Genomic DNA, 9,569 nt, shown 5'->3' with positions numbered 1-9,569 from the left:
ACGCGCCGACCCCGATCGGGGGTCGCGCGACGGGCTGCTGCTCGAGCTCATGCGAACACCGTACAAGCGACCACTGACAGAGTCGGGTCGGCAGAACCGGCTGCCGCACAGCCACTCCTCGGCCACCCGCAATGATCCCACGTGATCGGGGACCTCGATCAAATGGGGGTGCTCCACGGCCCCAAGAACTGCATGATCACGGAGTGCTCGTCGCGAGCCGACAACACCAACTGACCGCCGCCAGCACGGAATTCCACCCCCTCGGCAACCACCTCGTAGGGCCGGCCTCCCAGTCCGTGCTGCTCCGACCCGAGATGACCGGGAAGCCCGATCGACTTCCCGCGCGCGACGCCAAGACGTGCATGATCACGGGGAGGTGGGCGCTGGTCAGCCGCACGAACTGACTGCCGCCAGCACCGGCGCCGATGACCCGCACGTCCTGCACGCTCACGAGCAGAGGGTCAGCACGCCTGTGAGCCCGAGATGCTCGCACCGCCCAGGATCTGCATGATCACGGCATCAGGAGGCGCGGCGGCGCGGCCGGACTACCGGCGTCACGAGCCCGGTCCGGACGTCGTACGCGTAGCCGCCGACCGCGATCTCGCCCGGGACGTGCTCGGCGTCGAGGATGCGCTGCACGTCCACCGCGACGGTCACAGCGGGGTCGAGCACGGCGGTGCCCCGCAGGGTCGCGTCGTCGAACCCCCGCGTCACGAAGCCCTGTCGCAGCTCGTCGTCGGCCATGAGCCCGGAGCCGCAGTCCGTGTGGTGCACGACGGCGATCTCGAACCAGTCGGCGTCCGGCGTCTTCTCCTCGTGCAGGTAGCTGATCCACGCCAGGTCGTCGAGCACCGACTGGGTCACCCGGCCGCCGACGTTGCGCGCCACGATGGCGTCACCGAGCTGCAACCCGAGCAGGTCGCTCGGGTCGACCCGCGGATCGATGCAGGTGATGACGTAGACCTGCTTGTGCGGGAGGAAGGGGATCGCCGGGACGCGGTCCTTCGCGTCGGTCCCGGCGAAGCGGCGGTTGTTGCTGAGCAGCTCGTCGACGTTCGTCATGCGTGGGATCCTGCGCTCGTCCGCGGCCGGGATCGACGGTCCCGACGGCCAGATCCAGTCAGCTTCCGGCCACCCTCCGGCGCTCCTTCCGGTACGCAGTCGGCGTCGTTCCGACCTCGCGGCCGAAGTGCACCCGCAGCGACGCGGCACTGCCGAACCCGCTGCGCTCGGCGACCTCGTCGATGGACAGCCCGGTGGCCTCGAGCAGCCGCTGCGCCTCGCGTACGCGCTGGCTGGTCAGCCAGCGCATCGGGCTGGTGCCCACCTCGTCGTGGAACTGCCGGGCGAACGAGCGCACCGGGAGTCCCGCGTGGCGCGCCAGCCGCGCCACGGTCAGCGGCTGCTGCATCTCCGTCACCGCCCAGTCGCGCGTCGGCCCGAGCCCGCCGTCGACCGGCAGGGGCCGTCGCGCGTACTGCGCCTGGCCGCCGGTCCGGTGCCCCGCGACCACCATCCGCTGCGCGACGGAGGCAGCGACCTGCTGCCCGAAATCCTGGCGCACCAGGTGCAGGCAGAGGTCGATGCCCGCGGACAGCCCCGCACTGGTGAGGACCCGGCCCTGGTCGACGTAGAGCACGTCAGGGTCGACGCGGACCGCCGGGTAGCGGGCGGCCAGGTGCTCCGCCTCCTGCCAGTGCGTGGTGGCGACCAGGCCGTCGAGCAGGCCGGCCTCGGCGAGGGCGAAGGCTCCGATGCACACCGAGGCGATGCGGGCGCCGCGCGCGGCGGCCCGGCGCAGGGCCGCGACCGCTGCCGGGTCGGGCGCGCCCATGGGGTGGAACCCGGGCACCACCACGGTGTCCGCCGCGTCCAGCGCGTCGAGGCCGTGCTCGACCGTCACGCCGAACTGCGTGGACGACGGCACCGCTCCCGGTCGAGCCGTGCAAGCCACGAACGAGTACCGGCTCCGCTCGTCCGGGTGCCCGAAGACCTGCGCCGGTATCGACAGGTCGAACGCCACGACGCGCTCGATCACGAGTGCCACCACGTGGTGCACGGCCATGGGCGCATCCTCCCGCACCAGGGGGCTATGCGGCGTCCAGCAGGCGCAGCAACCAGGACGCGCCGACCGCCACCGCACCCACGGCCCGGCAGCGCGACTGCAGGTCCGCGTCGCTCGTCACCACGATCGTGCCCTCAGCGGCCTGCCGGACGATCTCGTCGTCCCCGCTCCCGGGAGCAGCGACCACGCCAGGACCGTTTGCCACGGCAATGGTCCTGCGTGCCGCGCCCTCGACGACGAGGACGACCTCGGGCGACCAGGACCCCAGCGGAGGGGCGAGCCCGTCGGGCAGCACGTCGCCCGGCACCTCGAGCCCCGCGAGCCGGTCCCGCAGGCGCTGCGCGGCGCCCGCCCGGTCGCGCCACCAGCCGTCGGGGCGGCTGCCGACGACGTTCGCGCCGTCGACCACGATCCGCAGCCGTACTCCCGCCGCAGCAGCCAGTCCGGGCCACGAGGCCGCGAACCCGGGGTGCAGCAGCAGGTCCTCGACCTGGTCGACCGGCACCCAGCGCAGGTCGTCGCTCTCCCCGTCGTCCGGGACGACGGGCAGGACCTCCTCGACAGCGGCGAGCACCGTCGCGTACGACCATCCGCCGTGGTCGACCACGCTGCGCCCGGTCACCGCCGACGGCGGCAGCACGATCCCGGCCTCCTCGAGCGTCTCGCGCAGGGCGCCCTCCACGGCGGTCTCCCCTCGCGCGAGCGCGCCGCCGGGGATCCCCCACGTACCCCCGTGGTGGCTCCACTCCGCGCGCAGCTGCAGGAGGACCCGCCCGTCGGCGACGAGCAGGAGGCCGGCGGCGCCGTACCTCCCCCAGTGCCGATGACCGCGCGCACACGTCACCCATCCGTCGCCGGAGCGGTCCGTCGTGCCCACGTGGGCAGCCTAGGTGAGCGGGTACGCACGGCTACCATCGCCGCGTGGCCGACCCGCACCGCGCTGCCCGCACCGTCCGCGCCACCCCCGGCGAGGTCTACGCCGCGATGGTCGACCCGGAGCTGCTCCTGCGCTGGCTGCCGCCGACCGGCATGTCGGGACGGCTCGAGCACTTCGACCCGCGGCCCGGCGGGTCGTACCGCCTCGTCCTCACCTACGACGGGAGTGCGACCGGCACCGGGAAGTCCAGCAGCGACAGCGATGTGGTCGAGGCGCGCTTCGTCGAGCTCGTCCCCGGCGCCCGTGTCGTGCACGCCGTCGACTTCGTCTCCGACGACGAGGCCTTCGCCGGCACGATGACGATGGTCTGGGAGATCGTCCCGGTCGCGGAGGGCACCCGCGTCGAGATCTCCGCCCACGACGTCCCTCGCGGCATCTCCGCCGCCGACCACCAAACGGGGATGACCGCGTCGCTGGACGGCCTCGCGCGCCTCCTCGAGGGGCCCTAGACGCGGACCTCGAAGCCGAGCTCGACGTCGCAGGCCGCCTGGCCGCCGCTGATCCCCCAGTCCTCCAGCGGGCTCTCGCGCAGCAGGATGCTCACGCACCCCGGTGGGATGCCCAGCGCGTCGAGCCGCGTGACGATCTCGCTGTAGAGCGCCCGCTTCGCGCCGAGGGAGCGACCGGCGAAGCAGTCGATCGTCACGAGCGTGGCCCGGTCCGGCTGGTCGAGCGTCGGCGGCACGGCGAAGCGGTGCGGCTCGTGCACGACGAGCCGGAGGTGCTTGTCCTGCTCCGGGATGCGGAAGGCCGCGACGAGGGCGGCGTGGACGGCGTCGAGGATCGCCACCTCCTCCTCGGCGGCGTACGAGCGGCGGACCTCGACGGTGGCACGGGGCATGCGGCCGATGCTGGCAGGCAGCGAGGCCCTCGCGCTCCCGGTTTTGCGCTCAGCCCGCGAGCTCGCGGAGCAGGCGGTCGCGCGTGGCAGGAGGCGCGAACGACGCCCGCACCCCTGCCATGGCGAGGGCGTGCAGCTCCTCGCGGCCGAGCCCCAGGACGTCGCGCGCCCGCCGGTACTCCTCCAGCAGGCTGGTCCCGAACATCGGCGGGTCGTCGCTCGCGAGCGTCACGGGGACGCCGGCAGCGAGCAGCGCCGGCAGCGGGTGCTGCGCGAGGTCCGCGACGGCGCTGGTCGCGACGTTGCTCGACGGGCAGACCTCGAGCCAGATCCCACGGTCCCGCAGCACGTCCAGCAGCGCGGGGTCCTCGGCAGCGCCGATGCCGTGCCCGATCCGCTCGGCGCCGAGGTCGCGCACCGCGGACCAGACCTCGTCCGCACCCACGGTCTCCCCGGCGTGCGGCACGCTGTGCAGCCCGGCGGCGCGCGCCTGCGCGAAGACCCCGGCGAAGTCCGCGCGGGGGTGGCCGACCTCCGGCCCGCCGAGCCCGAACCCGACCAGCGCCGCGGGCGGATGGTCGAGCGCCGCGGCGAGCGTGCCCAGCGCGCCGGGCTCGCCGTCGTTCGCGGAGATGTCGTAGATCCACGCCAGCTCGACGCCGGAGGCGTGGCGCGCGGCAGCGGCGCCCGCGTCCAGTGCCGTGGCGACCTCGCTCGCGGGGATGCCGTTCTGCTCGTGCGTCCACGGGGTCACCGTCACCTCGGCGTACGGCACGCCCTGCGCCCGCAGGTCCTGCCCCAGCCCCTCGACGAGCAGCTGCAGGTCCTCTCCCCCGCGCACCAGCGAGCTCACCGCCGTGTAGACGTCGATGAAGTGCGGGAAGTCGCGGAAGACGTAGAACTGCTCCAGGGCAGCGAGATCGGCCGGTACGCCGGCCGCCGGGTGCCGGGCCGCGAGGTCGGCGACCGTGCTCGGCGAGGCGGAACCGACGAGGTGCAGGTGCAGGTCGACCGTGGGCAGGAGGAGGAGCTCCTCGTCGGTCATCGCGGGCTCACTCACGCGGGGCAGCCTAGGTGCACGCCACTGCGCCCTCGGCTCTCGACGCGCAGGTTGCCGCGCCGCCACGCGGGAACGACTCCCCCGTGGTCCGCAAGGAGCGTGTCGGCAACGAGCCGTCGACATCCCGGAGCGCGTACGGCGCGCGGGCCGTCCTCGCGGCCCTCGGCGCCGTCCTCATGGGAGCCGGTGCCGTGCTCGCAGCCGTGACGGCGGACGGCGACGGGCGGATCTGTACGCTCGCCGTCGCCTGCGCCGCGCTCTGCCTGGTCGCGCTCGTCGACCTCGGGGTCGTGCTGTGGCGGCGCTACGAGGAGCGCAGGCCGCTGATCTAGCGGAGAGCCCCGTCAGTCGGCTCGGGCGGCTCGCGGCGGCGCGAGCACCGGCGTGATGAGCGCGGCGAGCACGAGCAGCACCGAGACCGACATGAGCGCGCGCAGGACGGTGTACTCGTCGCCGAGGAAGCCGACGGCCGGCGGGCCGGCGAGGAACGCGCAATAGCCGATGGAGGCGATGACGCTGACCCGGCCGGCGGCGTACCTCGGCTCGTCGGCGCCCGCGCTCATCCCCACCGGGAAGCCGAGCGACGCGCCGAGACCCCAGACCACGGCGCCGACGAAGGCCAGCGGCGTGACCGGCGCGAAGACGAAGAGCAGCGAGCCGGCGATGCCGAGCGCGCAGAGCACGCGCAGCACGGCGACGCGGCCGTGCCGGTCGAGCAGGCCGGGCCCGAACCACCGGCCGACCGTCATCGCCGCGAGGAAGAGCGCGAAGCAGAGCGTGCCGATCGCCGCGGGGACGCCGTAGCCGTCGATCATCGCGACGCTGACCCAGTCGTTGCCGGTGCCCTCGGTGAAGGCGAAGGCGAGGACGAAGAGCCCGACGAGGAGGGTACGCGGCTCCCGCCACGCTGCCATGGCGCTGCGCCCCCCGTGGTCCTCGTGCTCCTCGACGCCGGCCGCGTCGTGGACGAACTCCCGCGCACCCCACGGCACGACGGCCGCGATGACGGCCGCGACCAGGAGCAGGTGCACGGTCACGGGGACGTGCAGCGCGACCATCGCGGCGCCGAGCAGGGCGCCGGCGACGGTGCCGAAGCTGTAGCCCGCGTGGAAGCGCGACATGATCGAGCGGCCGAGGTGGCGCTCGACGAGGGCGCCCTGCACGTTCATCCCCACGTCCCACGCGCCGGTGCCGAACCCGAAGAGGAACAGCCCGACGACGACGGGCACCAGCCCGGCGAGGTAGCCCAGCGCGATGACGGCGAGCGCCAGCGCGAGCAGGAGGCTCATCGCCTGGACGGTGCGCTGGGAGCCGAGCCGGTGGACGACCGGACCGGCGAGCGGCAGCGCGACGAGCGAGCCCGTCGCGATGGCGAGGAGCACGAGGCCGAGCTGCGCCGGGGAGAGCCCGAGGTGGTCACGCACCTGCGGGATGCGCGAGGCCCAGCTGGCGAAGGCGAAGCCGCACAGCGTGAACGTGACGTACGTGCCGCGCACCCCACCGCGCACCTCCTCGGGCGTGGGGGGCGCGACGGGCGTGGCGGGGGACGTCATGGGGCTGCTCTCCTGGTACGGCGGTGCGGTGCTGCGGGCGCGCTCGGGGGGGCTCAGAGCTGGTACAGCGACAGCGCGTCGGTCACGACGAACTCTGCGATGTGGCCGCAGCGCTCGCAGATGAGCCCCGCCGACTCCTTGTTGGCCCAGCCCAGGTCGAACAGCTCCGCGCCGGAGGTGTTCAGCTTGATCATGCGCAGCCGGAAGGTCGCCCCACGGCAGGCCGGGCAGCCGAAGTCCTGGTCCAGGACGCGGACCGTGTAGCGCTTGCTCATCCCACCCCCGGGCTGTCCCTGCGCCGGCAGCGGCCGGCAGGGCACGATAGCCCGGGAGCCGCCGGCTACGGGTGCGGGGCCGGGGCGTGCAGCGAGCCGAGCAGGCGCAGCTTCTCCGCGCTCTCGCTGCCCTCGTCGGCTTAGTAGACGACGAGCACGAGCCCGTCGACGGGCAGCTTGTCCCGGTGCAGCCGCAGCTCCCCCACGACCGGGTGGTCCACGACGGTCGTGCCGCCCTGCAGCCGTCGTACGTCGTGGCGCTCCCACAGGGTGCGGAACCTGCCGCTGGCCAGCGAGAGCTCTCCGACCAGCTCGACCACGCGCGGGTCGTGCTCCGAGCCGTCGAGCTCCCCGATGGAGCCGCGGAAGGCGGCCACGAACTCGGCTGTCCCGCGCTCCCAGTCGCGGTAGAACTCGCGCTCGGCGGGGTCGAGCAGCAGCGAGCGGAGCCGGTTCTCCCCCGGCACGAGCCGAGGTGACAGGGCCACGGCGGCGGGGTTCGACGCCAGCACGTCGAACGCCCGCCCCTCCACGAAGGCCGGCACGTCGAGGGCGGCGAGCAGGTGGTGCAGGCGGTCGGGTACGCGCTCGACCCGCCGCCGCGTACGGACTCGCGGGCGGGGCTGGGCGAGGTCGAGCAGGTAGCGGGTCTCGACGTCGTCGAGCAGCAGGACGCGGGCGAGCGCCTCGAGCACCTGCGCGGAGGGGTGGCGGTCGCGCCCGCGCTCGAGGCGCAGGTAGTAGTCGCTGCTGATGCCGGCGAGGAGCGCGACCTCCTCGCGCCGCAGGCCGGCGACGCGGCGACGGGTCCCCGCGGGCAGGCCGGCCTGCTCGGGCGTGACCAGCGCGCGGCGGGCGCGCAGGTAGTCCCCCAGCCGGTTCTCCTCGTCAGCGGGCACGTCATCACGCTAGCCGGGCGTCGCTGCGGGAGGGGTGGTCCTGCCGCTCCCCGGATGCGCACGGTCCTCCCTGCCCGCGTGGATGCGGAGGAGCGTCGGAGGCGTCCCGTGCAGTCCGCCCACACCAGGAGTTCCCGTGAAGCTCGACCGCTCGACCGTCCTCGTCGTCGGAGGTACGTCCGGGATCGGCCTCGGCCTCGCCCGGCGGCTCGCCGCTGCCGGCAGCACCGTCGTCCTCGGCGGCCGCGCGCCGGGTCCCGTGGAGGGCCTGGAGACCGTGGCGGTCGACGTGACCGACCCCGCCTCGGTCACGAGGGCCCGCGACGAGGTCCTCGCCGCCCACCCGGACCTCGACGTCCTCGTGACGATGTCAGGGGTCATGCTGACCGAGGACCTGCGCGACCCCGGGCACATCGCGGCCAGCGAGCAGACCGTCGCGACCAACCTGCTCGGCACGATCCGCACCGTCGACGCCTTCACCCCGCACCTGCTGCAGCGGGGCGCCGGGACGATCGTCACCGTGAGCTCGGGGATCGCGTTCCTGCCGTTCCCGCTGATGCCGACGTACGCGGCGTCGAAGGCCGGGGTGCACGCGTACACCGAGGCGCTGCGCGCCCAGCTGGCGGGCACCGGCGTCGAGGTCGCGGAGCTCGTGCCGCCGGCGGTCGCCACGACGCCGGAGCAGCGGGCGGCCAACCCGCGAGCGCTGGACCTCGACGCGTACCTCGACGAGGTGCTCGCCCTGCTCGCACAGGAGCCGCTGCCCCGGGAGATCCTCGTGGAGGCCGTGCAGATGCACCGCTGGGCGGAGCGCGACGGGACGTACGCCGAGCTCGTCGCCCAGCGCTCGCGGGCGCTCCTCGGCCTGCCCGGGCGGTGATGCTGACGCTCAGCCGTCCCAGCGCAGGTCGTCGAGTGCGCGGCGGCCGCGAGTGGTGTCGTCGGGGGTGGTTCCCGGAGGAGTACGCCCGATCGCGGCCATCGTCGTGACCTCCCAGTGCTCGGGCACGCCGAACTCCGCGGCAACGCCCGCGCGGTCGAACGCGCGGAACTGCCGGACGAACAGCCCCATCGACGCGGCCTGGAGAGTCATGTGCGCGACGGCCTGCCCGAGGTCGTAGGCGGAGAACTCCGAGTAGTCCCAGTCGGTCCCCTCGACGTGCCGGTGAGCGAGGTTGGCGACGAGCAGGCTCGCCGACGGGGCCCAGCGCGCGGAGCTGCGGGCGAGGTGGCGGACGAGCCGGGCATGGGTCTCGTCGCCGCGACGCCCCACGACGAACGCCCAGGGCTGGGAGTTGCCCGCCGAGGGCGCCCAGCGCGCGGCCTCGAGCAGCAGCTCGACGTCGCCGGGCTCGAGCTCGTGACCGGCGTCGAAGACGGTGGGGCTCCAGCGCGCGGCGAGCAGGGGGTGGAGGCGGTGGGGCGCTCCATCGGCGTCGTGCATGGGGACACGCTGGCACTGCCCGCGCCAGGGCTCTCAGCAGGCCTGGCGTGAGGGCGTGCCACCGCTCGGGCGGGCGCGCAGCGGAGCCGCGCCCCCGAACCCCCTGCTCGTGATCATGCAGATCGTGGGGCGGGCGCGTCGAGGCGGGCGCGTCGTGAGGTTGATCAGGCTGCCCGATCGAGTTCGCGCCGAGCAGCACGGAGTGGGAGGCCGGCCGCACGAGGTGGTTGCCGAGGGGGTGGAATTCCCTGCTGGCGGCGGTCAGCTCGTACGGTCGGCTCGCGACGAGCACTCCGTGATCATGCAGTTCTTGGGGCCGCGGAGCACCCCCATTTGATCGAGGTCCCCGATCACGTGGGATCACCGCAGGTGGCCGAGGAGTGGCTGTACGGCAGCCGGTTCTGCCGACCCGACTCTGTCAGTGGTCGCTTGTACGTTGTCGGCATGAGCTCGAGCAGCAGCCCGTCGCGCGACCCCCGCTCAGGGTCGGCACGC

The 9,569-nt window shown here is 74.0% G+C and carries 11 protein-coding genes and 1 pseudogene; 3 read left to right on the top strand and 9 right to left on the bottom strand.

Going from position 1 to position 9,569, the window contains the following annotated elements:
* Window positions 1–519: 519 nt before the first annotated feature.
* From EV189_RS19860 to EV189_RS19850, 3 genes are read right to left on the bottom strand one after another with little or no spacing between them, the layout of a single operon-like run.
* A complete protein-coding gene (locus tag EV189_RS19860; protein WP_130494753.1) occupies window positions 520–1,062 on the bottom strand; it encodes a carbonic anhydrase in 543 nt (180 codons plus the stop codon).
* Between the two features lie 58 nt (window positions 1,063–1,120).
* Window positions 1,121–2,065, bottom strand: coding sequence for a GlxA family transcriptional regulator (locus EV189_RS19855; RefSeq protein WP_130494752.1), 945 nt, complete (start codon window positions 2,063–2,065; stop codon window positions 1,121–1,123).
* A gap of 25 nt (window positions 2,066–2,090) precedes the next feature.
* Window positions 2,091–2,942 (bottom strand): NUDIX domain-containing protein, encoded by an 852-nt coding sequence (locus EV189_RS19850; RefSeq protein WP_130494751.1) that lies wholly within the window; start codon window positions 2,940–2,942, stop codon window positions 2,091–2,093.
* A gap of 44 nt (window positions 2,943–2,986) precedes the next feature.
* Between EV189_RS19850 and EV189_RS19845 the strand changes: the two genes are divergently transcribed.
* On the top strand, window positions 2,987–3,451 hold the full coding sequence (locus EV189_RS19845; protein WP_231116601.1) for an SRPBCC domain-containing protein: 465 nt from the start codon (window positions 2,987–2,989) through the stop codon (window positions 3,449–3,451).
* Here the strand turns inward: EV189_RS19845 and EV189_RS19840 are convergent.
* On the bottom strand, window positions 3,448–3,843 hold the full coding sequence (locus EV189_RS19840; RefSeq protein WP_130494750.1) for a tautomerase family protein: 396 nt from the start codon (window positions 3,841–3,843) through the stop codon (window positions 3,448–3,450). The two genes, EV189_RS19845 and EV189_RS19840, sit on opposite strands and share 4 nt — an antisense overlap.
* A 49-nt stretch (window positions 3,844–3,892) precedes the next feature.
* Window positions 3,893–4,888 carry an adenosine deaminase gene (add, locus tag EV189_RS19835; protein WP_130494754.1) on the bottom strand — a complete coding sequence of 332 codons (996 nt, stop codon included), beginning with the start codon at window positions 4,886–4,888 and terminating at the stop codon, window positions 3,893–3,895.
* A 98-nt stretch (window positions 4,889–4,986) separates the two neighbouring features.
* Here add and EV189_RS19830 point away from each other — a divergent pair, with 98 nt between their 5' ends.
* Window positions 4,987–5,235 (top strand): DUF6343 family protein, encoded by a 249-nt coding sequence (locus EV189_RS19830; RefSeq protein WP_130494749.1) that lies wholly within the window; start codon window positions 4,987–4,989, stop codon window positions 5,233–5,235.
* A gap of 12 nt (window positions 5,236–5,247) precedes the next feature.
* Here EV189_RS19830 and EV189_RS19825 read toward each other — a convergent pair whose 3' ends face one another.
* The 3 genes and pseudogenes from EV189_RS19825 to EV189_RS19815 all read right to left on the bottom strand — a co-directional run bounded on the left by EV189_RS19825 (window position 5,248) and on the right by EV189_RS19815 (window position 7,630).
* Window positions 5,248–6,456, bottom strand: a complete 1,209-nt coding sequence (locus EV189_RS19825) for an MFS transporter (protein WP_130494748.1) — start codon at window positions 6,454–6,456, stop codon at window positions 5,248–5,250.
* A 53-nt stretch (window positions 6,457–6,509) separates the two neighbouring features.
* On the bottom strand, window positions 6,510–6,731 hold the full coding sequence (locus tag EV189_RS19820; RefSeq protein WP_130494747.1) for a hypothetical protein: 222 nt from the start codon (window positions 6,729–6,731) through the stop codon (window positions 6,510–6,512).
* A 65-nt stretch (window positions 6,732–6,796) separates the two neighbouring features.
* Window positions 6,797–7,630: pseudogene (locus EV189_RS19815) on the bottom strand (helix-turn-helix domain-containing protein).
* Between the two features lie 136 nt (window positions 7,631–7,766).
* Between EV189_RS19815 and EV189_RS19810 the strand changes: the two are divergent.
* Complete coding sequence (locus EV189_RS19810) at window positions 7,767–8,510, top strand: SDR family oxidoreductase (protein ID WP_231116599.1); 744 nt, start codon at window positions 7,767–7,769, stop codon at window positions 8,508–8,510.
* Between the two features lie 9 nt (window positions 8,511–8,519).
* Here EV189_RS19810 and EV189_RS19805 read toward each other — a convergent pair whose 3' ends face one another.
* A complete protein-coding gene (locus EV189_RS19805) occupies window positions 8,520–9,074 on the bottom strand; it encodes a nitroreductase family protein (RefSeq protein WP_130494744.1) in 555 nt (184 codons plus the stop codon).
* Window positions 9,075–9,569: the final 495 nt, after the last annotated feature.

The sequence above is a fragment of the Motilibacter rhizosphaerae genome (genome assembly GCF_004216915.1).
Classification (GTDB): Bacteria; Actinomycetota; Actinomycetes; order Motilibacterales; family Motilibacteraceae; genus Motilibacter; species Motilibacter rhizosphaerae.
This window is presented reverse-complemented; position numbering and strand designations above follow the sequence as displayed.

Bases quoted from the DNA above. Each gene is read 5' to 3' on its own strand.
- EV189_RS19840 (WP_130494750.1), bottom strand. From the start codon at position 3,843: ATGCCCCGTGCCACCGTCGAGGTCCGCCGCTCGTACGCCGCCGAGGAG.
- EV189_RS19855 (WP_130494752.1), bottom strand. From the start codon at position 2,065: ATGGCCGTGCACCACGTGGTGGCACTCGTGATCGAGCGCGTCGTGGCG.
- EV189_RS19825 (WP_130494748.1), bottom strand. From the start codon at position 6,456: ATGACGTCCCCCGCCACGCCCGTCGCGCCCCCCACGCCCGAGGAGGTG.
- EV189_RS19820 (WP_130494747.1), bottom strand. From the start codon at position 6,731: ATGAGCAAGCGCTACACGGTCCGCGTCCTGGACCAGGACTTCGGCTGC.
- EV189_RS19805 (WP_130494744.1), bottom strand. From the start codon at position 9,074: ATGCACGACGCCGATGGAGCGCCCCACCGCCTCCACCCCCTGCTCGCC.
- add (WP_130494754.1), bottom strand. From the start codon at position 4,888: ATGACCGACGAGGAGCTCCTCCTCCTGCCCACGGTCGACCTGCACCTG.
- EV189_RS19860 (WP_130494753.1), bottom strand. From the start codon at position 1,062: ATGACGAACGTCGACGAGCTGCTCAGCAACAACCGCCGCTTCGCCGGG.